Genomic DNA, 22,081 nt, shown 5'->3' with positions numbered 1-22,081 from the left:
GCCGGCGTGGCAGGCTGAGCGCATGTACCTGCGCCACTACGGCCTGCACGAGCCGCCGTTCTCGATCACGCCCGACCCGCGCTTCGTCCACCTGAGCGAACGCCACCGGGACGCGCTGGCGCACCTGCTGTTCGGCATCGACAAGGGCGGCGGCGGCGGCTTCGTCCAGCTCACCGGCGAAGTCGGCACCGGCAAGACCACGCTCAGCCGCCTGCTGCTGGAGCGGCTGCCGGAGCACGCGCGCATCGCGCTGGTGCTGAACCCGCGCCAGAACGCCGTCGAACTGCTGGAAACCATCTGCGAAGAGCTGCGGATCGACATCGCCGGCCGGCGCGGCAGCGCCAAGGCGCTGGTCGATGCGCTCAATGCGCACCTGCTCGACGCGTATTCGCAGGGTCTGCGCGTGGTGCTGCTGATCGACGAGGCGCAGAGCCTGCCCGCCGACGCGCTGGAGCAGGTGCGCCTGCTCACCAACCTGGAAACCGACACCCAGAAACTGCTGCAGATCCTGCTGCTGGGCCAGCCCGAGCTGCGCACGCTGCTGGCGCGCCCGGAGCTGCGGCAGCTGGCCCAGCGCATCACCGCGCGCTTCCACCTGGAACCGCTGGACGCGAAGGACACCGACGCCTACCTGCGCCATCGCTGGCGGGTGGCCGGCGGCACGCGCTTTCCGTTCGATGCGAAGGCGGTGCGCCGCCTGCACGCGCGCGCCGGCGGCGTGCCGCGCCTGCTCAACGTGATCGCCGAACGCGCGCTGCTGGCGGGCTACGCGCGCGATGCCGGCAGCATCGACGCCCGGCTGGTCGATCTCGCCGCCGATGAAGTGCTGCCGCCGCGGCTGGCCGCGCGCTGGCCGATGCGATGGCGGATGGCTGCCGCCGTTGCGGGCATCGCCGTCGTCGCGCTGCTGGCGGGCGGATGGCTGCGGCATCGCGGCGAACCCGCGGCATCCACCATCGTCTCCGCGCCCGCAGCCACCCCATTGCCGAGTAGCGCCACGCGCGTCGAACACGTGGATGCCGCGGCCCTCTCGAAGCTGCTGGCCGATGCGGACGCATCCCCGGCACCGGCCTGGCGGCAATTGCTGACGCTGTGGTCGCTGCCGCCGCAGGCCATCACCGTGTCGCCCGACGGCCCCTGCACGCCCACCGGCGCCCCGCCCGACGCGCACTGCGTGCAAGGCCGCGCGCGGCTGGACACACTGGTGGCGCTGGATCGGCCGATGCTGCTGCGCCTGCGCGACGGCGGCGCCGATGCCTGGGCGGTGCTGCTGGGCGCGGATGCGCGCAGCGTGCGGCTGCGCATCGGCGAGCGCAGCGTCGATCTCGACCGCGCCCTGCTGCAAGCCCGCTGGAACGGCGACTACGCCGGCCTGTGGCGCGGCCCGGCGATGCTGGACACGCCGCCCGCGCCCGGCGCTTCCGGCACCGCCGTGGACTGGCTCTGGCTGCGCGTGCTGCCGGACGCCGCCCGCCCCGGCGCGCCCTACGACGCCACCCTCCGCAACGCCGTGCGCGAGCTGCAAAGCGCGCGCGGCCTGCCCGCCGACGGCGTGGCCGGCGCGTTGACCCTGATGGCGCTGGCCAACGGCCTGCCCGGCCCGCGCCTGCTGCGCACACTGGACTGATGCGATGTCCCTGATCTTGGAAGCGCTGCGCAAATCCGAAGCCGAACGCCGCCGCGACAGCGCACCCGACGTGGCGCTGGAGCTGCCGCCCGCTCCAGCGCGCACCGCCCGCTCCGCGCCGCCCTGGCTGTGGCCGGTGCTGGCCGTCGTCGTCGCGCTGGCCGCACTGGGCGGCTGGCTGGGTTCGCGCCTGGGCGACCGCGGCGACGCAGCGCCCGCGCCGGTCGCTCAAACCGCACCATCCGCAGGAATGCCGCGCATCGTGCCGCGCCCGGATGCCGCGCAACCGCCCGTGAGCGCGCCGACGCCCGGAGCCGCCACGGCAACGCCCATATCCGCAGTCGCGGCGATGCCCACAACGGCGACCATCGATCCCACGCCGATGCCCCATCCCACGCAATCCTCTTCCGCCGTTCCGCCACCCGCCGCGCCGGCCAGCACCTCATCCGCCCTCGACGCGCCCGACATCGCCGCCACCGCGCTGCCGCCTATCAAGCTGAGCATGCACATGTGGGACGCCGACCCGGCCCGCCGCTTCGTCATCCTCGACGGCCAGCGCATGGGCGAAGGCGACCGCAGCGGCGGGCTCGACGTGATCGCCATCGACCGCAAGGGCGTGACGATCGAACGCGACGGCCAGCGCGCGCACGTTCCCCTGCCCTGACGGATACGCCGCGGCGGGCGCGGGCCGCTATGCTGCCGCCATGCAGACCATCGACTTCGAACTCGACCGCGATTTCGTCGAACTCAACCAGCTCCTGAAACTGGCCGGCCTGTGCGACTCCGGCGGTGCCGGCAAGCAGCTCGTCGCCAGCGGCGCGGTGCGCGTGGACGGCGTGCCGGAGCAGCGCAAGACCGCGAAGATTCGCGCCGGCCAGCGGGTGCGGGTGGGCGACGTCGAGATTCAGGTGACCGGAACCGGCGGATGACCGGCCCGGCCGACGGTTCAACGCGCGGGCGAAACGGCCTGCCCGGAGGCGGCGGCGGACGCTGACGGCATCGCGGCGTCCTCGTCTTCGTCCTCGCCGCCGGCGGCGTGCTCCGCTGCGACGGCCGCTTCCGGCTCCACCGGCAGGTCCTTGGGGATCGCCAGCACCGCGCCGTCCAGTTCGGCCATCGGGCTTTCGATCGGGCACTTCGGGTCGGGGAAGCCGAAGCGCTCGCGCAGCGACAGGCCGCAGGCGTTGATGTCGGCCACGTCCTGGTGCGTCGCGTCGGCCGGCTGCACGCACTGCCGTTCGTAGGCGCGGCGGAAGCTGTCGCGGCGGCTCAGGAACTCGGTGCCGCAGCGGCGCGCCAGGCGGATCCGGTCGAGGTCGTCCTCCACCGCGTTGGAGCCGGACAGGCCGAAGTTCTCCAGTTCCTGGTCGGTGAGGATGTGCAGGGTGCGGTTGGGCACCGTGGTCATCAGGTCGTAGACCTCGGCGGAGGCGCCGTTGCGCTCCAGGTAGTTGCGCAGGTCGTCGCTGATCTTGCGCAGTTCCTCGCCCAGCTCCTTGCGCGAGGTCGCCGAGGAACGGATGCGGATCATCCGGTGGATGCCGACCGGGCCCACGATCACCCGCATGTCGCCGGCCGCCAGCAGCAGCACGCAGGCGCTGTGGCAGACCGAATCGCCGCGCACCCAGATCGCCCAGTCGTTCTCGCCGATGGCGTCGCCGGCGCGGATCGCCGATTCCACGCTGCCGCCGGCGGAGTCGATGTCGAGGATGCGCTTGCCGATGCCGAGATCGCCCGCCAGCTTGCCGGCGCGCTCGGCCAGCGCGGCGAAGCTGGCGGTCACCTTGCCCTTGTAGCGCAGCCGCATCAGCCCGGTGGCGCGGCAGTCCTGCATGGCGTTGCGCAGGTCGATGTAGGCCAGCGACAGCACCGGCCGGCCGTCGCCGTTGCGGTAGTCGGCGCTGCAGTCGATCCAGGCGTCGCCCGCCTCCAGCCGCACCGGCGACCAGTCGATCTCGCCTTGCGGCTTGCGCTGCACCATCGGTTCCGGCGCTTCCACCGCGCCGGCATTGGCGCTGGTCTTGTCGGGCGCGGGCTGGCGGTTGCAGGCCGCGGCCAGCAGCAGGCAGAGGGTGGTCGGGATCCAGCGGAACGGCATCGATGCATTCGGACAAAGGGAATCCCGTTCAGTCTAGGATGTTCGCCGGCAAGCGGCACAACCCCGGATGAACCGGCGGGCACGGCCGCGCATCGGGCAACGGGGACGCACATGCGGGAAGGGCGACGGCAGGCGGTGGCGGCGCGCGGCATCGGCCGCATGGACAAGCGCTTCGTCTATCCGTTCTTCGGCATCCACATGCTGATGTTCGGGCTGTCCGGCTTCTTCATGGCGTATTCGTCCAGCCGGCCCGACCTGCTTTTCATCTACATGCACGGCGGCATCGCGATCGTGGTCTATCTGGCCTTCTACCTCGCGATCTTCGGCCGCGACGAGGTGAAGTGGATGCTGATCAACGCCGCGCTCGGCATCCTCGGCATCTATTCGCAGGTGGGCTGGCTCCTGGCGCGGTTCGGCAAGCGCATCGACGACTATCCGTGGTACGTGCACGTCACCCCGTTCCTGTACTACATGCTCTACACCTTCCTGCTGCGCCAGTTCCTGATCGATGTGACCCGCAGCCGCGACAACCCGGCGCGGCGCGCGCTGGTCAACAACGCCTACGTGGCGGTCTCCCTGCTGGTCTATCTCGGCACGCTCTGGCGTCTGCGGCCCGGCTGATCCGGGCCGGGGCGCCCGCTCCGCTACAATGGCGGTTCGCGTCCTGTCTCCACGCAGGTTGTTTCCCGATGAGCACCCCGTCTCCGTCCCGTCCCGCCTCCGGCAGCAAGATCGTCAGCCCCCACCAGGGCACGCTCGCGGTGCTGGACGGCATGAAGCCCAATGCGCTGAGCTCGGTGCCCGACGCCGGCCCCAAGCCGCCGTGGCTGCGCGTGCGCCTGCCCAACGGCGCCAAGTACCGCGAAGTCATGGACATCGTGACCTCGCACAAGCTGTCCACGGTCTGCGCCGAGTCCAAGTGCCCCAACATCGCCGAATGCTGGGAGCGCGGCACCGCCACGCTGATGCTGATGGGCTCGGTGTGCACACGCGCCTGCAAGTTCTGCTCGGTCAACACCGGCAACCCGAAGGGCTGGCTGGATCCGCTGGAGCCGGCCCACGTGGCCGACGCGGTGGCACTGATGGGCCTGAAGTACGTGGTGCTGACCTCGGTGGACCGCGACGACCTGCCGGACCTCGGCGCGCAGCACTACGCCAACTGCATCCGCGCCATCCACCTGCGCATGCCGGAGACGGCGGTGGAAGCGCTGACGCCGGACTTCCAGGGCAAGCTCGACCTCGTCGCCACGGTGCTGGACGCCGGCCTCGCCACCTTCGCCCAGAACCTGGAAACGGTGGAGCGCCTGACCCACCCCGTGCGCGATCCGCGCGCCGGCTACCGGCAGACGCTCGACGTGCTGAAGTTCGCCAAGCGCCACGCCCCCGACACCATCACCAAGACCAGCCTGATGCTGGGCCTGGGCGAAACCGACGCCGAGATCGAGCAGGCGCTGGACGACATCCGCGCCGCCGACGTGGACGTGGTGACGATGGGCCAGTACATGCGCCCGACCAAGAACCATTTGCCGGTGGAGCGCTTCGTGAGCCCCGACGAGTTCCACGCCTATCGCGAGCTGGCGCTGTCCAAGGGTTTCCTCGAAGCCGTGTCCGGCCCGCTGGTGCGCTCCAGCTACCGCGCCGAGCGCGTGCTGGAGCAGGACAACGTGGGCCTGGAAGACACCGCGGACGCGCACAAGGAAAAGATCCTCGACGCCATCCGCGAATCCTCGGCGACGATGCGTTCGCTGCGCTGCTGAGCCCGGCTCAACGCGCCATGCACGCCTTCCAGCGCGCCTCGACGTGGCTGGCGAACCAGGCCGTGGTCAGCTTGCGGGTGATCTTGGGGCTGGACAGCGCGATGTCCGGCACCCGCGCGCGCGGCACCGGCCGGCCCGCGCCCTTGCCGTCGGCGATGGCGAACACGCGGCGGTAGAGATCCGTCTCCGCGAACGAAGCGCTGCGCTCCTTGCCGAGATCCCGGCGGATCGCGGCGGCGTCCATGCCCAGCGCGGGCGCGATGCCGCGCAGCGCCGTCTCGGTGGCGCCGGGCGCGTCCATCGGCGCATCGGGCGCGAGCAGGTCGCCGTCGCGCGCCAGCCTCGTCCCGCTGGCGATCGCCGCCGCCTGCTGGAACGCGGCGTTGCGGCTGGCGTACCAGCCGGCGTTGAAGTCGGCGAAGCGGTACAGCGGCCTGTCGTACTGCGCCGGATAGCCGAACAGGTGGCGGATGCCGAAGTACAGGCCGCCGCGCCGGCTGAACACCTCGTGGCGGATCGAACCGTCCACTGCATACGGATAGCCGCGCGCGTTGCGTTCGGCGAAATCCACCCGCACCTGCATCGGCCCGCCGGTGCGCACCGGGTTCAGCCCGGCCAGCAGCCGGCCGCTGCCCAGCGGCAGCCGCGCCACCATCTCCTCGAACAGCTCGCTCAATTCGCGCTCGGTGCGCATCGCCTGCAACCGCTGCGCATAGCTGCGGCCGTCCGGCGAACGCAGCGTCAGCGCGGCGTCCACCGCGAACGCCGGCACGTGGCGGGCGGCGGCACGGCGCTTGATCTCGGCGATGGCGATGCCGCCGAGCCCCGGCACTGGCGGGTCGGCGCGATAGGTCGATTCCTGCTCCACCACCGCCAGCGCGGCGCACAGGTTGGCGGTCGAAGGCTCGATGCGCTGCGCGGCGAACGCGGCCTGGACGTCGCGGGCCCAGCCTTCGCGGTCGTGCAGCGTGACCGGCAGCCTGCGCATCAGGTCCGCATGCACCTGCTCCGGCGTGCGCCTGCCGTCGTCCCCGCAGCCGCCGCACAGCAGGGCGATGCCCAAGCCGAGTGCGACGATCCGTGTGCGAACGCGAGGGGCGTGGGTCATGCGGCGCGGCCGGCGAAGTCCGGCCGAGGCTGGCAGGCCGCGCCTGAACCGCGACTGGCCCGCCCCGCCCTCATTCGGCCTGCCGCCGGCGCTCCCACCAGCGCAGCGTCGCGAACGCCGCCATCGCCAGCACGCAGCCGCCGCCGAACAGGATCAGCTCGAACGGCAGCAGGTTGTGCGAGGTGGAATCGCGGGCGACGTCGAAGCCGATCTGGAGCAGATGCACCACGTACACCGCCAGCGTCGCCGCCGCCCACCAGCGCCACTTGCCGCGCCAGCGCCACGTCGCCCACGCGGGCCAGGCCAGCCCGGCGACGGCCAGGGCGAAAAAGACCAGCATGAAGCCGCCGAAAAGGCCGATGGCCGCCGCGCTCGGCGGCGCGCCGGCGCCGGACTGCATCTGCTCGTGCATGGCCTGGTTGTGCTCGTCGCGCAGCCGCGCCAGCCAAGCCGGCGCCGGCGGCACCGGCGGCGCGTTCGAATACGCGGACACGCGGATCGGCCAGCGTGCGATTTCCGGGGTGCCGCCGACGCTGCCGTCGCCCGCGGTCACCCGCAGTTCGTCGACATGGCCCGGTTTGGTGAGGAAGAAGAAGCCCAGCAGTTCGCCCTGACCCCGGTACAGCAGCGACGGCCCGCTGCCCGCGCTGACTTCCTTGCCCTGGTAGTACGGGCGCACCCAGATGCGGATCGGCTTCGGCGCGTCGTAGGCGACCCGCACGTACACGGTTTCGCCGGTGGGCACCGCGATGTCGCCGCCCTCGGGAAAGGTGCCGAGCAGCTTGACGGTGGTTTGCGCCTGCGCCGGCGCCAGCGCGCACAGCAGCCAGGCGACCAGCCCCAGGATGATGGTCCGCATCACGCCCCCTCCGCGCTCGACCCGGCGCCAGTGTAGCCACTGCCCGTCGCCCGGCCATGCCCGTCCGTCCGCCGCCGATGCCCACGCCTCCGGCCGCAGCTGCGATCATGGGCCATGACCACGCCCACCACCTTCGCCGACCTCGCCCTCGATCCCGCCCTGCGACCGGGCCTCGACGCGCTCGGCTACACCACCCTCACCCCCATCCAGGCGCAGGCGCTGCCCGCCGTGCTGGACGGCCGCGACCTGATCGCGCAGGCGCCCACCGGCAGCGGCAAGACCGCGGCGTTCGGCCTCGGCCTGCTGCAGAAGATCGACGCCGCGGCCGGCGGCACCCAGGCACTGGTGCTCTGCCCCACCCGCGAACTCGCCGACCAGGTCGGCAAGCACCTGCGCAAACTCGCCACCGGCATCGCCAACCTGAAGCTGTCGGTGCTGTGCGGCGGCATCCCCCTGGCGCCGCAGCTGGCCTCGCTGACGCACGCGCCGCAGGTCGTGGTGGGCACGCCGGGGCGGGTGCTGGAACTGGTGGAGAAAGGCGCGCTCGACCTGCGCGGCATCAAGACGCTGGTGCTGGACGAAGCCGACCGCATGCTCGACATGGGCTTCGAGGAGCCGATCCGCGCGCTGGTCAAGCGCATGCCGAAGGTGCGGCAAAGCCTGCTGTTCTCGGCGACCTTCCCCGACTCGATCCGCACGCTGGCGAAAGCGATGCTGCGCGAACCGGCGGAAGTCAGCGTCGAAGGCGGCGCGCAGCCGCCCAGCATCCGCAGCCTGTTCTTCGAGGCCGACCCCACCCGCCGCGCGCCGCAATTGGCCACGCTGCTGCTGCAGTTCAACCCGGAATCGACGGTGGTGTTCTGCAACATGCGCCGCGACACCGAGGAAGTGGTCGGCTCGCTAGCGCACTACGGCTTCGACGCGCTGGCCCTGCACGGCGACATGGAGCAGCGCGACCGCGAGGAAGTGCTGGTGCGCTTCGCCAACCGCAGCTGCAACGTGCTGGTTGCCAGCGATGTGGCCGCGCGCGGCCTCGACATCGACGACATCGGCGCGGTGGTGAACTATGAGCTGCCGACCGATGCCGACACCTACCTGCATCGCATCGGCCGCACCGGTCGCGCCGGTCGCGACGGATTGGCGCTCAGCCTGGTCGCGCAGAACGAACGCAACCGCGCCGCGCTGATCGAGGAACGCCAAGGCGGCGAACCGATCCATTACCAGCGCATCGCCCCGCAGGACGGCAAACCACGCGGCGTGCCGCAGGCGGCGATGGCGACGCTGCGCATCGACGCCGGCCGCACCGACAAACTGCGCCCCGGCGACATCGTCGGCGCGCTCACCGGCGAGGCCGGGCTGCACAAGGACGCCATCGGCAAGATCGACGTGTTTCCCACCCGCAGCTACGTCGCCATCGCGCGCAAGCAGGCGAAGGGCGCGCTGGAGAAGCTGCGCGCGGGGAAGATCAAGGGGCGGCGGGTGCGGGTGTTCTTGCTGTAAGCGGCGCGCGTACCGCGTCCCCCGCCAGCCAGTCGGCATCGATCCGGCGCAGCATCTCGTCCGGGCCGATCTGCCGGGTCATGCGTCCGCGCAGCAGGGCGCGGTGCTCGAACGACGCCGCGCCGCGCGCCATCACCCGCGCCTTGAACGCGGCGATCTGGTCGTCGCCGATATTGCTGTTGTAGGTGTTGAACAGCACCACGCGCTGGCCGTCGAAGCGGTTGTGCTCGACGAAGGCCCAGATCGGCGGCGCGGGGCTGTAGAACCACACCGGCGAGCCCAGCCAGACGGTGTCGAACGGCCTGAGGTCGAGGGTGCGCGGACGGATGCCGCGCAGCCTGGCGGGATCGTTGCGGCGCGCATCGGCGTCCAGCGCCGAATGGGCCAGGCCGCGCAGGCCGAGCGCGTACTCCGGCACCTCGAGCGCATGCAGATCCGCATCCAGCCGGTTGGCGATGTGGCGCGCCGCCAGCGCGGTATTGCCCGAGCGCGAGAAATACACCACGACGGCCCCGCGGCGCGCAGGCTGTGCGGACGCGACGTGCGGCTCCATGCCGCCCGCCTGCCGCGCCTGCCGGCTTTCGATCCAGATGATGGCCAGCGGCACCATGCCCGCCGCCAGCAGCAGCACGCCCGCCGCGACCGCGATCCACTTGAGCATTATCGGCTCCGCGTCACATGAAGTAAGGCTTGTCGCCGTCGCTGCCCGGTTTGTTGACGCCCAGGTTGTCGCCGACATGCGACGCGGGCCGGGCGACGATCTTGGCGATGAGATCGGCCACGCTCCGGCGCGAGACCACGGTGCCCTTGAAGGGCTGGCCCTTGGCGGTGGTCTCGTAGTCCACTTCGTCCTCGTCGGTCAGCCAGGCCGGGCGCAGGATCGTGTAGTCCAGCCCGAGGCTTCGATGGCATCGGCGGCGCGGCGGTAAGGCTTGAGGTCTTCGCCGATGGTGGCGTTGTTCCATGCGCCGAATTTGCCCGGCACTTCGTCGTGGATGCCCAGCGAAAGCACGAAGACCAGGCGCTTGACGCCGCTGGCTTGCATCGCGGCGATGACGGCGTTTGCCTGCTTGTCCAGATCGTCGCCGATGAGGTTGGCGTAGACGATGTCCTGGCCGGCCACGGCGCTTTTCAGCAGCGCCTTGTCCAGCACGTTGCCGATCACGATCTTCGCATCCGCGGGCTCATGGCCCGTGAGCTTGTTGGGATCGCGCACCAGCAATGTCTGGCGCACGTCCGGGTCGAGGGCCAGCGCCTTGACCACCCATTGCGCGATCTGGCCGCTGGCACCCAGGATGAGGACGTTTTTCACAGGTGCTCCTTGAAGAACGGCACGACCTTGGCCATGGCGATGGCCACCGGCTCGGGCTTGTCGTACAGGTCGTAGTGCGACCACCCCTCGGCCACAACGATGTGCTTGTTCGCCGAGGCGGCGCGACTGTAGATCTCCCAGCCGTCGCGGTAGGCGCCGAAGCCGCCAGGCTTGTCTCCGATGACGACCATCAGCGGTTGGGTCAGCAGCACCTCGGCGTTCAGGAAGGCATCCCAGCCCATGGCCGCGCCGCTGAACGACATCAACTGGCTGGTGGCGCCATTGGGTTGTTGGCCGCGCGCGGTCTTGTAGTAGTCGGTGGCCTCCAGAACATCGATGTCAGTGATGCCGGCCTGCCGAGCCGAGGCCACGGACTCGGGCAGCAGGTCGGCCACGTCGCGCTCGGCGCCCTGGGCCTGGGCCGCCCGCATTCGAGCGATGTTCCGGGCGAGTTCGAGCGGTTTGAACTGGGCGAAACCTTCGCGAATCAAGCGGCCGTAGTTCACGCCGGTGATGGACACCAGCGCCTTGAGGCGATGGTCGGTGATGCCCGCATGCAGGGTGTAGGCACCGCCGCCGCACACGCCAATGGCACCTATGCGTTCGACGTCCACATAGGGCAGCGATTGCAGGTAATCCACGGCGAAGCGGATGTCCGAGACGCGGATGGCCGGGTCTTCGATGAAGCGCGGCCTGCCACCGCTGGCACCCTGGAAGCTGGCGTCATGCACCAGCACGATAAAGCCTTGCTCGGCCAAGCCCTTGGCGTAGATGTTGCCGGCGGTTTGCTCCTTGCAACTGCCGATGGGGTGGGTGCTGACGATGGCGGGGTACTTTTTCTTATCGTCGAAGCCCGGCGGCAGGTAGATATCCGCAGCGGTTTCCCAGCCAAGGTTCTGATAGGTGACGGTCTTGATGTTGCTCATGGATGGCTCGGTGTCCAATGAAAACGAGGGTGATCCAGCCTTGGAATGGTTTACTTCAGCTTGGACTGGAAGAACGGGGCCAGCTTCGAGACAGCCTCGTCCACGTACTTGGGCACGTCGTACAGATCCATGTGGTCTGCACCTTCGACGATGTGAAGCTGCTTGTCCTTGCTCGCCGCGCGGGCGATCAGGTCGTCGCTCATCCACTTGCTGCCCGCCCTGCTGCCGGCCACGGCCAGGACGGGCTGGGTCAGGAACGCCTCAGCCTTGTTGTAGGCGTCGTAGGTGATGATCTGGGTGAGGCAGCGCGCCAGCGTGTAGCCGGGGGCATTGGGATGCTCGCAACGGGAGGTGTGGTAGTACTCCCAGGCGCCGCGCAGTTCAGCGTTGGGGGCGTCCTCCTCCTTCAGCGGGGCCAGCGGCATGGTGGCCATCGGGTTGTTGCCGGCGTCGGCGGTGCGCGCCTGCGAACCGGCTTCCAGGTAGGGCAGCGCGTCGGCGTCCTTCACCGAGCCGTCCCAGCCGTTGCGGAACATCTGGCCGATGTTCACCGCGCTGACCATGCCCAGCGCCTTGATGCGACGGTCGTTGATGGCGGCGTTGGCGCTGTAGCCCGCGCCGGCGCAGATGCCCATGGCGCCGATCCTGTCGTTGTCCACGTAGGGCAGCGTGGTCAGGTAATCCACCACGGCGCTCACGTCCTCGGTGCTGATGTAGGGGTTCTCCAGCTGGCGCGGTTCGCCGGTGCTCTCGCCTTGGTAGGAGCGGTCGAAGGCGATGGCGATCAGGCCGTGTTCGGCCAGCTTCCCGGCGTACAGGCCGGCGGTCTGCTCCTTCACGCCGCCGCCGGGATGGGAGACGACGACAGCCGGATATGCCTTCGACGCATCGAAGCCGGCGGGGAAGTGGACGACGGCAGCCAGGGTGATGCCTTGGCCGTTGAGATTCTTGAAGGTCACGCTGGACATGGGCTTTTCCTCGGTGGGTTGCACCGACGCGGCCGTCGGCATGGAGGGCATGCTAGGTCGCGCATTGGGCGGGATAAACCACGCTCCAGAGACATCAGTGTTTAGTTAAACTAAACAAATGCCGCTAGAGCCCTCCCTGGTTTCCTCGCTGACCTGGTTCGCCCACATCGCCCGCCACCGCAGTTTCACCAGGGCGGCCGAGGAGATGGGCGTGACCCGTGCGGCGCTGTCCCAGCAGCTGAAGGCGCTGGAACAACAGTTGGACGTGCGGCTGCTCAACCGCACCACCCGCGACATGTCGCTGACCGAAGCGGGCGCACAGTTGCTCGAAGCGCTGGCGCCATCGCTGGCGACCATCGAGCGCGCGCTGGCCTCGCTCGATGAAGCCGACGGCGAACCGGCCGGCCTGGTCAGGCTCAATACCTCGCGCATGGCCGCGAAAGCGCTGATCGAGCCGCACCTGCCCGAATTCCAGGCGCGCCATCCGAAGGTGCAACTGGAGCTGGTGATGGCCGAGCGGCTGTCCAACATCATCGCCGACGGTTGCGATGCCGGCATCCGCCTGGGCCGCAGCCTGGCCGAGCATGTGGTGGCGGTGCCGATCACGCCGCCGCTGTCGATGGCGGTGGCCGGCTCGCCGGCGTACTTCGCGAGGCACGGCGTGCCGAAGACGCCGGCGGATCTGGCCGGGCACAACTGCATCAATTACCGCTACTCCGGCAGCGGAACCGTGCACGACTGGGACTTCAGCGAACCCGGCAAGCGCGGCCAGCACTTCACCCAGTCCGTCACCGGCAACCTGGTCACCAACGACGACGAGGGCATGACCCGTGCCGCCGTTGCCGGCATCGGCCTGATCCAGACCATCGACATCGCCATCCATCCGCAGCTGCGGGATGGGTCGCTGGTCGCGGTCCTGAAGGACTGGAAGCACGTGCAGCCCGGCTTCCACCTGTACGTGCCGACGCGCGAACAGATGCCGCGAAAGGTGCGGGCGCTGCTCGACTTCCTGGTGGAAAAGCGCAAGGCGATCGCGTTGGGATAGTGACGGCGCGTCACCCTTGCCGGTTTCAGGCGGCGCGCCTCAGCGCGCCGCTTCCTGCGCCATCACTCCACGCCACCAGCGCTCGCCGGGCTGCGGCGCGTCCAGGTCGATGCGTTCGCCCATCACCGGCGTGGCGACGCGAATGCCCTGCGCCTCGGCGATGCGCAGCACCTCGTCGAAGGGCTCATGCCACGGGTGCATGGCGAGATCGAAGGTGCCGTTGTGGATCGGCAGCAGCCACATGCCGCGCACGTCGCGGAAGGCGCGCACGGTCTGCGCCGGCTGCATGTGCACGTAGGGCCACTGTTCGTTGTAGGCGCCGGTTTCCATCATCGCCAGGTCGAACGGCCCGTAGCGGCGGCCGATCTCGGCGAAGCCGTCGAAGTAGCCGCTGTCGCCGCTGAAGTACACGCGCCTGTCGCCGTCGACGATCACCCACGAGCCCCACAGGGTGCGGTCGCCGTCGCGGATGCCGCGGCCGGAGAAATGCTGGGTGGGCGTGAACGCCAGCGTCAGGCCGTCGATGCCGGTTTCCTGCCACCAGTCGAACTGGCGGATCTTCGCCTCCGGCACGCCCCACGACGCCAGCCGGTCGCCCACGCCCAGCGGCGCCAGGAACAGGTCGGCCTTCTTCGCCAGCGCGCGCACCGCGGCCTTGTCGAGGTGGTCGTAATGGTCGTGCGAGAGCAGCACACCGCGGATCGGTGGCAGGTCGTCCAGCGCGATCGGCGGCGCGTGGAAGCGCTTCGGTCCGAACCACTGCACCGGCGAGGCGCGCTCGGCGAACACCGGATCGGTGATCCACCACCGCCCGCGCAGCTTCATCAGGATCGTCGAATGACCCAGCCGGTACAGGCTGCGGTCCGGCGCGGCGTCGAGCTCGGCGCGCGTCAGCCTGCGCACCGGGATCGGCGCGTGCGGTTCGGTGTCCTTCGGCTTGTTGAAGAAGAAGTCCCAGAACGTCTTCAGGCCCGGCTCCGGTGCGTCGGCCGGCCGGGGCGTGGCGTTGCGGAAGCGTCCGTTCACGGAATGATGGGAGGCGGCGTAGTCGCCGATCGGGGCGCGCAGGCAATGGGAAGCAGTCAATGCGATCGTTCCAGGCAGGAGGAGGCGCGGCAACCAGCGGCGACATCGCGGATGCACGGGGTCGAAGTCCGGTTGCGTCCGTTCCGACGTGGGGACGACTGTCCGATCACGCAAGCCGCGCGGCGACGGGTGCGAACCAGGCCATCCGCCCATGGCCGCACGGGCCGCGCTTCCGCTACGCTGGGTGCCGACGCTCCGAGCCGCCGGCCACCGCATGCCCCACGACCTGTTCGATCCCGGCAGCCTCGCCGGCGCCGCCTTCTACGGCGTGCTCGCGCTGGCCGCGGCAACGCTGGCCGCGCTGCTGATCCGCCGCTTCGTCCGCCGCCTGGAAAAGCGCCTGACCGACGCCACCGTGCTGCGCTTCGTCGGCCTGTTCGCGCAGTTGCTGGCCTATCTCGCGGCGCTGGTGCTGTACGCGCACCTGGTGCCGGAGCTGCGTGCGCTGGGCACTGCCCTGCTGGCCGGCGCCGGCGTGTTGTCCGTGGTCGGCGGGCTGGCCGCGCAGGACACGCTGGGCAACCTGATCGCCGGCTTTTCGCTGGTGCTGTCGCGCGCCGTGCGCGAGGGCGACGCGATCCGGCTGTACACGCCCGTAGGCCTGATCGACGCGCGCGTCCATGCCATCTCGCTGGGCTTCACCGTGCTGCGGGACGGCGACGACAACGAGGTCGTCGTCCCCAACAGCGTCATCATGGGCAGCGCGCTGGTGCGCGTCGCCCATCCGCCGGCCGGCGCCTGAACCGGCATCGGCAATTCCTTTCCTCCATCGTCCTTACCCATGACCGCCACGCCCGACGCTCCCGTCCCGCAACCCGTCGCCGCGCCGCTAACGCCCGCCGCGATCTTCCTCGTCCTGACCATCAAGCCGGACGCCGCCAGCCTGGCGAAGGTGCGCGACTTTCTGCCGGACCTGTCCGGCTTCGTGCGCTCGGTGCGCTTCCGCGATCCCGACCGCAGCCTGTCCTGCGTGCTGGGCATCGGCGCTCAGGCGTGGGACGCGCTCACCGGCCTGCCGCGCCCGCCGGGCCTGCATCCGTTCGTGGAACTGCTTGCGGGCGACCGCCATGCGGTGTCCACGCCGGGCGACCTGCTGCTGCACATCCGTGCCGAGCACATGGACCTGTGCTTCGAACTGGCGCGGCAGATCAGCACGCGGCTGGGCGACGCGGTGACCGTCGCCGACGAAGTGCACGGCTTCCGCTACTTCGACGCACGCGACCTGCTGGGCTTCGTCGACGGCACCGAGAACCCGATCGGGCTGGAAGCCGAGCAGTCGGTGCTGATCGGCGACGAGGATCCGGCGCACGCGGGCGGCAGCTACGTGATCGTGCAGAAGTACCTGCACGACCTCGGCAAGTGGAACGCGATTCCGGTCGAGGTGCAGGAAAGGATCATCGGCCGCCGGAAGCTGGACGACATCGAGCTGGAGGATTCCGCCAAGCCCAGCTACGCGCACAACGTGCTGACCAGCATCGAAGTGGACGGCCGCGAGGTGAAGATCCTGCGCGACAACATGCCGTTCGGCCGCATCGGCGGCGACCACTACGGCACCTACTTCGCCGGCTACGCGCGCTCGCCCTCGACCATCGAACAGATGCTGCGCAACATGTTCATCGGCGTGCCCGAGGGCAACTACGACCGCATCCTGGACGTCAGCCGCGCGGTCACCGGCAGCCTGTTCTTCGTGCCGACGGCCTCGTTCCTGGACGATTTCGCGCCGCCTGCAGCCTGCTCCTGAATCAAGCCACTCCGCGAAGCGGCGTCGGCTTGAGTGAATTGTCAGCAGTCGCTCTTGCCCCAAAGCCAGCCAAGTGAAAGCACATACCGGCTGCTACCGATCACTTCGGTCACGCTGTGTTCGCTGCGGTCCGGCCGGAACAACTTGATCCGTGCTGTGGAAAGGATGGGATCGCTGCAGATGAACTCGCCGCCGCCGATGGAGCGCTTGACGATGATGTTGAGCCGGTAGTGGTTCCTGCCAGTAACCGGATCCGTATGAGGTGGAATGCTGGAGCCGATCGGGTAGCGAATCAGATAGCTGTCGAAAGCGATTGGCCATGAAGCCGTGAGCAACAACATCTTGTCGTAGCCGGAGCCTTGGCGGCCATGCTGCCATCGGAAGGCTTTCCTGCAGTAGTCAAGAAAATCGGGAATGAATGCTGACAAGTGGGATTTTCCTGCTTGAGCGGAATGCGTGGATCAACTCCGCGCCTACGCGTCCTGCTTCGCCGCCGCGATCTCGCGCAGCGCCCGCTCGAACACCTCCGGCGGCTGGCCGCCGCTGACGAGGTGCCGCTTCTCGATGATGACCGCCGGCACCCCGCTGATGCCGAGGCTCTGGAAGAACTGCTCAGCGGCGCGGACGTCTTCGGCGTAGTGGCCCGATGCCAGCACCTCGCGCGCGCGCTGCGCGTCCAGCCCGACGCCGGCGGCGATCCCGGCCAGCACTTCGCGATCGGACACGTTGCGCCCCTCGCTGAAATACGCGCGCAGCAGCGCGTGCTTCAGTTCGGACTGCTTGCCTTCGATGCCGGCCCAGTGCAGCAGGCGGTGCGCGTCGAAGGTGTTCCAGATGCGGCTGCGTGCGTTGAAGTCGAACGCGAACCCGAGCTCCGCGCCGCGCCGGCGGATGCGCTCCTGGTTTTCCTCCAGCTGCGCGTCGGTGAGTCCGTACTTGCGTTGCAGGTGTTCGGCGATGCCCTCGCCTTCCGCCGACAGCTGCGGGTTCAGTTCGAACGGCTGGAAGTGGATGTCGGCCTGCACCTCGCCGTCGAGGCGTCGCAGGGCCTGCTCCAGTGACGTCAGCCCGATGGCGCACCACGGGCAGACCACGTCGGAAACGAAATCGATGCGCAGTGCGGTCATGGGCATTTCCTCGAGCGGGATGCACAGCCTGCCACGCCGCGGGCCGGCGTTCATCCTCGCCGCCTATACTGGCCACCTCGACAGGAGACCACGCCGACATGCGCCACTGATTCTTCTCCGCCCTGCGCCAGCGTCACGCACGCCGCGCGCAGAGGATCTTCATCTTCTGGAGAAGAACCATGCCGGCTATCCGAACGCATACGCCCGAGGGGCGCGCACGCCTTGTCGCACGACAACTGCAATGGCAGGCGCCCGGCGCCGACCGCCCGCTGTGGCCCTCGCCTATCGATTTCACTCTGGACAGCGAACGCACGGCGCTGGTGGGCCGCAACGGCGCCGGCAAGTCGGTGCTGTGCGGCCTGCTGGCCGGCACGCTGAAACCGCTGTCGGGCAGCGTGCTGCGCCATGCACCGGTGCGGTTCGTGCCGCAGCTCGACGCGCTGCGCGCGGGCAGCCTGGCGTCGCTGGCGGGCCTCGCCCCGGTGGCCGGCGCGCTGGCGCGCATCCTCGCCGGCACGCCGGCCGAGGGCGACCTCGAACGCGCCGAAGGCCATTGGGATCTGCCGCAGCGCTGGGCGCTGGCGCTGGACGATGCCGGGCTGCCTGCCTGGGCGATGGACATGCCCGCCGACGCGCTGAGCGGCGGCGAACGCCAGCGGGTGGCGCTGGCGGCGGCGTTCCTCGACGAGGGCAGCTGCCTGCTGCTGGACGAACCCAGCAACCATCTGGACGCCGCCGCGCGGGCATGGCTTGCACGCAGGCTCGATGCGTGGCGCGGCGGGTTGCTGCTGGCAAGCCATGACCGCGCCCTGCTGGAACGGGTGGAACGGATCGCGGAACTGTCGCCGGATCTGCGGACGTTCGGCGGCGGTCATGCCGGGTGGCGCGCGCAGCGTACGCAGGAAGCGGAGGCCGCGCGGCAGGACGCGGATCACGCGCGCGCCGAACAGCGGCGCATCGCCCGCGACCTGCAGGCGCGCCACGACGCGCAGCAGCGGCGCATGGCGCACGGCCGGCGCTTCGGCAAGGAAGCGAATCTCAGCGGCCTGCTGCTGGGCAGCATGAAGGACAACGCGCAGCGCAACGATGCGCGTGCGCTGGCGCAACGCGAGACGGCGCTCGCGGCTGCAACGGCGCAGGCCGGCGAGGCGCGCGCACGCCTGCCGCAGCAGACGGACGTGGCGCTGGCGCTTCCGTCCAGCATCGTGCCGGAAGGCAAGCGCGTGCTGCTGGCGGACGGCGTTCGGCTGGCGCACCTGCCCACGTTGGGGGCGCTCGATGTCGCCGTGGTCGGCCCGCGCCGGATCGCGCTGACCGGCGCCAACGGCAGCGGCAAGAGCACGCTGCTGCGCACGCTTGCCGGCAGCCTGCCACCTGCGGCCGGGACGCTCGACATCGGCATGCCCTGCGCCCTGCTGGATCAGCAGCCGTTCGCGTCGCCGCAAAACGCCGCATCGCTGCTGGCGCTGCTGCAGTCCGCGCCGGTCGCACTTCCCGAAGCGGAGTTGCGCGGCCGCCTGGCCCTGCTCGGCCTGTCCGCGCGCCACTGCCTGCAGCCGCTGCACGGCCTCAGCGGCGGCGAAGCATTGAAAGCCCGGCTGGCGCTTGCGCTCTGGGGCAAGGACGCCGCCGGCCTGCTGCTGCTCGACGAGCCGACCAACCACCTCGACCTGGCGTCGGTGGAAGCCTTCGAGCAGGCGCTGGCCGGCTTCCCCGGCGCGATGATCGTGGCCAGCCACGATCCCGCCTTCCTCGACGCCATTGGCTGCGACGCGCGCTGGCGCGTGGACGGCAACCGCTGGCGGATCAGCTGACGGCCTGTATCCGCTCCCGCAGCGCCCGCGCGAATCCTTCGCCTTTTTCCGGATCGACGCCGAGATAGAAATCCGGCTCGATCAGCTCGGCCTCCATCAGCAGCCAGCGGCCGTCGGCGTCCGGCACCATGTCGATGCGCGCGTACAGCAGCGGCTCGCCGACGGCTTGCAGCACCTGTTCGGCCAGCGCCACCGCAGCGGCCGGCGGCTCGGGCACCAGCGCGTACTGGCCGCCGAATTCCTCCTGGATGCGGAACTCGCCGGCCACCGGGCGCTTGTTCACCGCGTGGCTCAGGCGTCCGCCGAAATACAGCAGCGAGGTTTCGCCGTCCGTCTCGATGGTCGGAAGGAAGGGTTGCAGCAGCATCGCCATGCCGTCCGTCGCACCGACCGCTTCGCCGCGCTGCAACCGCCGGGTCTTCCATGCGCCGCCGGACACCGCCGGCTTGACGATCAGTTCGTCCGCGCCGGTGTCGGCGAAGGCCCGTTCGACCACATCCTGCGACAGCGCATCGGTGAACGTGGTCGGCGGAATCGCCACGCCGCGTTCCGCCAGTTCGCGCAGGTAGCGCTTGTCGGTGTTCCACGCCAGCACCTTCGCCGGGTTCGCCAACGGCACGCCTTCGCTCTCCCAGGTCGCGCAGGCCCGCTGCCAGCGCGCGGCGTCGTGGTGGTAACCCCAGACCAGCAGCGGTAGCACGCAGGCGTAATCGTGCAGGCCAGCCGCATCGTCCATGTGCGCCGTCCACGGCGTCGGCACGGCCTCGATGCCCGCGCCGTCCAGCGCGCGTTGCAGCCGCGCCAGCACTTTCGGCCACAGGTCGGGATAGGCGACTTCCGCCGGATCGGGCGTGAGGATGGCGACACGGGTCATGGGATGTCCTGCAAGGGAAGATCGAGATAGCTGCTGCCGCGCCAGCGGATCTCCAGCGGCGCGCCGGCATCGGCCACGGTTTCGTCGGAAGGCTCCTTGCCGCTGCCGAGGTTGAGCTGGCGGTCGGGCTGCTTGATGACGCCGAGCGCGACGACGATCCGGCTGCCGGCGGCCAGCTTGCGGCCGAGCAGGCGCGTGTCGCGCACGTCGAGGCGCTGCGGCTGATCCGGCGTCAGCAGATGGCGCTGGCGGCGGTCGGCGTTGTAGCTGGCGCGCTGCAGCCAGAACGCGAGGTCGAGGTATTCGCCGGCGGCGTTCAGTTCGTACACGCCGATGGCGACGTCCACGTCGCGCTTGTTGACGGTGAACTCCAGCGCGCCGGTGAACGGGCCGGACAGTTCGGCGGCGCGCGGCAGCGGCTCGCCGACGAAGGCCAGGCCCAGGTGCGGATCGAGCGCGTTGTTGACGACGTTCTGCGGCTGCGTCCAGTCCGCGTCGCTGCGGTCGGCGAAATCGACACGCTGCACGCTGACGGCCTGCGGCTGGGCCTGCGCCGACAGCGCGTGCGAATCACCGCTGGCGCCCGGCACCAGATAGAGCCGCTGCGTGCGCGGCGCCATCGCCTCCAGCGTGTGCGCGTGCCGCCACGCATCCGCGCCCATGACCTGCCAGTTCACGCGGTCGGCCAGCAGGGCCGGCTTCGGCGCGCCCTTGAACACGTGGTCGAACCAGTCCAGCCGCAGCCCTTGCAGGTCGATGCGCGCGGACGGATCGAGCGGATAGCCCTGCACCACCGGCGGCACGCCGGTCTGCATCGTGAAATGCTCGTACGGGCCGATCACCAGCGTGTGGTCGGCGTCCGGGCGATGCCGCATGTGTTCGCGGAAGTAGTGCAGCGCGCCGATCTGCGCGCCGTCGAAATAGCCGGTCGTCGCCAGCACCGGGATGTCGATGCCGGCGAATGCGTCGCCCTGCGGGATCATCGCCTGCCAGTAGGCGTCGTAGGCCGGATGGGTCAGCCATTTGGCGAACAGCGGATTGGGCGTGCCGTCGATGGCGGGCAGATCGCGGTAGGCGCGGCCGCTGGCATACCAGTCGCGATTGACGCGCGCCCAGCGCGCGGCGTCGCCGTAGTCGGCGTCGTCCAGGGCGCGGTTGCTGGCGACGTACGCCGGCCACGCGTACATGAAATTGAGGAAGATGCCGCCTTCCTTCGGCGTGTCGATGCCGGGTGCGGCGGTGGCCGAGGTGGCGATGGCCTTCAATGCCTTCGGCCGATGCTTCAGCGCGGCCCACTGGGTGAAGCCGCTGTAGCTGCCGCCGTACATGCCGACGCGGCCGTCGCTCCACGGCTGCGCGGCGATCCAGTCGATCACCGCCGCGGCGTCGTCGCCGTCGCGCTCGAAGGGAACGATGGCGTCGGGGCTGCGCCCCTTGCCGCGCGAATAGGCGACCACGCCGACGTAACCGCGCGAGGCCATCTTCTTGGCGTCGGCCCAGGCCCAGTCGTCGTTGGCGTAGACGGTGAAGGTCAGCAGCGTCGGCAGCGGTTGCGCGCCGGCCGGACGCACGACCAGCTTCGAAATGCTCGCGCCGTCCGGCGTGCGCACCAGCGCGTCGCGGTCGATGGCGTAGCGGCGCGCGTCGTCCTCGGCCAGCGCGGCGGCGAACAGCGGGACGAAGCTCGAATAGGCGTCCTGCACCTGGTACTTGCGAATCAGTTCCAGCGCATCCGCCAGCGGCATTGTTCCTTGCGCCTGCGCCGCGCGCGCCGCGTCGAAGTCGGCGCGCATGCGCGCGAGGTTGCCGCCGAAGGCGAACTCGGCCTGCAGTGCGGTCGCGTCGTCGAGTGCGCCGAAGCGGTCGCGGAACGCGCTGCGCCACGCCTGCGGATACGGCACACGCTGATGCATCTGCAGCAGCTTCGCCCGCGCATGCACTTCGTATTGCAGATAGAGCCAGCTGCTGCCCGCGCCGCCGCGCGCGCGCACTGCGTCGATGCTGACCAGCGCTTCCCGGTACTGCCCCGCCGCTAGTTGCAAGCGGAACAGCACGCCCGGATCGGCATCGCCCGGATGCTCGCCGCGATACGCGGCCAGCGTCTCGCGCGCCAGCGCCGGCATCGCGCGTCCGTCGCCGTGCAGTCCGGCGGGAACGCGGATGTCCCGCGCCAGCGCCGGCCACGCGGCCAGCGCCCACAGGACCAGCGCCAGCAGCACTCCCGGCAGGCGGCGCATCG

At 70.0% G+C, this 22,081-nt stretch carries 21 protein-coding genes and 1 pseudogene; 10 read left to right on the top strand and 12 right to left on the bottom strand.

Going from position 1 to position 22,081, the window contains the following annotated elements; genetic code table 11:
* Window positions 1-22: 22 nt before the first annotated feature.
* From H9L17_RS12585 to H9L17_RS12575, 3 genes are read left to right on the top strand one after another with little or no spacing between them, the layout of a single operon-like run.
* A complete protein-coding gene (locus H9L17_RS12585) occupies window positions 23-1,627 on the top strand; it encodes an ExeA family protein (RefSeq protein ID WP_187569777.1) in 1,605 nt (534 codons plus the stop codon).
* Between the two features lie 4 nt (window positions 1,628-1,631).
* Window positions 1,632-2,291, top strand: coding sequence for a general secretion pathway protein GspB (locus H9L17_RS12580; protein WP_187569776.1), 660 nt, complete (start codon window positions 1,632-1,634; stop codon window positions 2,289-2,291).
* 40 nt (window positions 2,292-2,331) lie between these two features.
* A complete protein-coding gene (locus H9L17_RS12575) occupies window positions 2,332-2,556 on the top strand; it encodes an RNA-binding S4 domain-containing protein (RefSeq protein WP_187569775.1) in 225 nt (74 codons plus the stop codon).
* Window positions 2,557-2,573: 17 nt separating this feature from the next.
* Here H9L17_RS12575 and H9L17_RS12570 read toward each other — a convergent pair whose 3' ends face one another.
* A complete protein-coding gene (locus H9L17_RS12570) occupies window positions 2,574-3,725 on the bottom strand; it encodes a COG3904 family protein (RefSeq protein WP_187569774.1) in 1,152 nt (383 codons plus the stop codon).
* A gap of 111 nt (window positions 3,726-3,836) precedes the next feature.
* Between H9L17_RS12570 and H9L17_RS12565 the strand changes: the two genes are divergently transcribed.
* Entirely contained in the window at window positions 3,837-4,346 is a 510-nt protein-coding gene (locus tag H9L17_RS12565; RefSeq protein ID WP_187569773.1) for a hypothetical protein, read from the top strand.
* 68 nt (window positions 4,347-4,414) lie between these two features.
* Window positions 4,415-5,482 carry a lipoyl synthase gene (lipA, locus tag H9L17_RS12560; RefSeq protein ID WP_187569772.1) on the top strand — a complete coding sequence of 356 codons (1,068 nt, stop codon included), beginning with the start codon at window positions 4,415-4,417 and terminating at the stop codon, window positions 5,480-5,482.
* 7 nt (window positions 5,483-5,489) lie between these two features.
* Here lipA and H9L17_RS12555 read toward each other — a convergent pair whose 3' ends face one another.
* Both H9L17_RS12555 and H9L17_RS12550 read right to left on the bottom strand, forming a co-directional pair.
* Window positions 5,490-6,590, bottom strand: coding sequence for a DUF1615 domain-containing protein (locus tag H9L17_RS12555; RefSeq protein ID WP_187569771.1), 1,101 nt, complete (start codon window positions 6,588-6,590; stop codon window positions 5,490-5,492).
* 70 nt (window positions 6,591-6,660) lie between these two features.
* Window positions 6,661-7,449 carry a hypothetical protein gene (locus tag H9L17_RS12550; protein ID WP_187569770.1) on the bottom strand — a complete coding sequence of 263 codons (789 nt, stop codon included), beginning with the start codon at window positions 7,447-7,449 and terminating at the stop codon, window positions 6,661-6,663.
* A 114-nt stretch (window positions 7,450-7,563) separates the two neighbouring features.
* Between H9L17_RS12550 and dbpA the strand changes: the two genes are divergently transcribed.
* The gene (dbpA, locus tag H9L17_RS12545) at window positions 7,564-8,949 is read left to right on the top strand and encodes an ATP-dependent RNA helicase DbpA (RefSeq protein ID WP_187569769.1); all 1,386 of its coding nucleotides are present in this window, start codon (window positions 7,564-7,566) and stop codon (window positions 8,947-8,949) included.
* Here the strand turns inward: dbpA and H9L17_RS12540 are convergent.
* The 4 genes and pseudogenes from H9L17_RS12540 to H9L17_RS12525 all read right to left on the bottom strand — a co-directional run bounded on the left by H9L17_RS12540 (window position 8,915) and on the right by H9L17_RS12525 (window position 12,155).
* The gene (locus H9L17_RS12540) at window positions 8,915-9,610 is read right to left on the bottom strand and encodes a flavodoxin family protein (protein WP_187569768.1); all 696 of its coding nucleotides are present in this window, start codon (window positions 9,608-9,610) and stop codon (window positions 8,915-8,917) included. The genes dbpA and H9L17_RS12540 overlap by 35 nt on opposite strands.
* A gap of 13 nt (window positions 9,611-9,623) precedes the next feature.
* Window positions 9,624-10,213, bottom strand: a pseudogene (locus H9L17_RS16070) (NAD(P)H-binding protein).
* Window positions 10,214-10,257: 44 nt separating this feature from the next.
* Window positions 10,258-11,187 (bottom strand): alpha/beta hydrolase, encoded by a 930-nt coding sequence (locus H9L17_RS12530; protein ID WP_187569767.1) that lies wholly within the window; start codon window positions 11,185-11,187, stop codon window positions 10,258-10,260.
* A gap of 50 nt (window positions 11,188-11,237) precedes the next feature.
* Entirely contained in the window at window positions 11,238-12,155 is a 918-nt protein-coding gene (locus tag H9L17_RS12525; RefSeq protein ID WP_187569766.1) for an alpha/beta hydrolase, read from the bottom strand.
* 118 nt (window positions 12,156-12,273) lie between these two features.
* Between H9L17_RS12525 and H9L17_RS12520 the strand changes: the two genes are divergently transcribed.
* The gene (locus tag H9L17_RS12520; protein ID WP_187569765.1) at window positions 12,274-13,200 is read left to right on the top strand and encodes a LysR family transcriptional regulator; all 927 of its coding nucleotides are present in this window, start codon (window positions 12,274-12,276) and stop codon (window positions 13,198-13,200) included.
* A gap of 39 nt (window positions 13,201-13,239) precedes the next feature.
* Here H9L17_RS12520 and H9L17_RS12515 read toward each other — a convergent pair whose 3' ends face one another.
* Window positions 13,240-14,286, bottom strand: a complete 1,047-nt coding sequence (locus H9L17_RS12515) for an MBL fold metallo-hydrolase (RefSeq protein ID WP_246455090.1) — start codon at window positions 14,284-14,286, stop codon at window positions 13,240-13,242.
* Window positions 14,287-14,500: 214 nt separating this feature from the next.
* Here H9L17_RS12515 and H9L17_RS12510 point away from each other — a divergent pair, with 214 nt between their 5' ends.
* Window positions 14,501-15,028 carry a mechanosensitive ion channel domain-containing protein gene (locus H9L17_RS12510; protein ID WP_187569763.1) on the top strand — a complete coding sequence of 176 codons (528 nt, stop codon included), beginning with the start codon at window positions 14,501-14,503 and terminating at the stop codon, window positions 15,026-15,028.
* 39 nt (window positions 15,029-15,067) lie between these two features.
* A complete protein-coding gene (locus H9L17_RS12505; RefSeq protein WP_187569762.1) occupies window positions 15,068-16,027 on the top strand; it encodes a Dyp-type peroxidase in 960 nt (319 codons plus the stop codon).
* Between the two features lie 41 nt (window positions 16,028-16,068).
* On the opposite strand, the gene H9L17_RS12500 is transcribed toward H9L17_RS12505, so the two are convergent.
* Together H9L17_RS12500 and H9L17_RS12495 are read right to left on the bottom strand one after the other, a co-directional pair.
* Window positions 16,069-16,455: a 2OG-Fe(II) oxygenase gene (locus H9L17_RS12500; protein WP_223158050.1), complete on the bottom strand. Its 387-nt coding sequence runs from the start codon at window positions 16,453-16,455 to the stop codon at window positions 16,069-16,071.
* 45 nt (window positions 16,456-16,500) lie between these two features.
* Window positions 16,501-17,154: a DsbA family oxidoreductase gene (locus H9L17_RS12495; protein ID WP_187569761.1), complete on the bottom strand. Its 654-nt coding sequence runs from the start codon at window positions 17,152-17,154 to the stop codon at window positions 16,501-16,503.
* Between the two features lie 179 nt (window positions 17,155-17,333).
* Between H9L17_RS12495 and H9L17_RS12490 the strand changes: the two genes are divergently transcribed.
* On the top strand, window positions 17,334-18,968 hold the full coding sequence (locus H9L17_RS12490) for an ATP-binding cassette domain-containing protein (protein WP_187569760.1): 1,635 nt from the start codon (window positions 17,334-17,336) through the stop codon (window positions 18,966-18,968).
* Here H9L17_RS12490 and H9L17_RS12485 read toward each other — a convergent pair.
* The gene (locus H9L17_RS12485) at window positions 18,961-19,842 is read right to left on the bottom strand and encodes an ATP-grasp domain-containing protein (protein WP_187569759.1); all 882 of its coding nucleotides are present in this window, start codon (window positions 19,840-19,842) and stop codon (window positions 18,961-18,963) included. The two genes, H9L17_RS12490 and H9L17_RS12485, sit on opposite strands and share 8 nt — an antisense overlap.
* Window positions 19,839-22,079 carry a CocE/NonD family hydrolase gene (locus tag H9L17_RS12480; RefSeq protein ID WP_187569758.1) on the bottom strand — a complete coding sequence of 747 codons (2,241 nt, stop codon included), beginning with the start codon at window positions 22,077-22,079 and terminating at the stop codon, window positions 19,839-19,841. The genes H9L17_RS12485 and H9L17_RS12480 overlap by 4 nt, the downstream gene beginning before the upstream one ends.
* Between the last annotated feature and the right edge of the window lie 2 nt (window positions 22,080-22,081).

The sequence above is a fragment of the Thermomonas brevis genome, from assembly GCF_014395425.1.
Lineage (GTDB): Bacteria > Pseudomonadota > Gammaproteobacteria > Xanthomonadales > Xanthomonadaceae > Thermomonas > Thermomonas brevis.
This window is presented reverse-complemented; position numbering and strand designations above follow the sequence as displayed.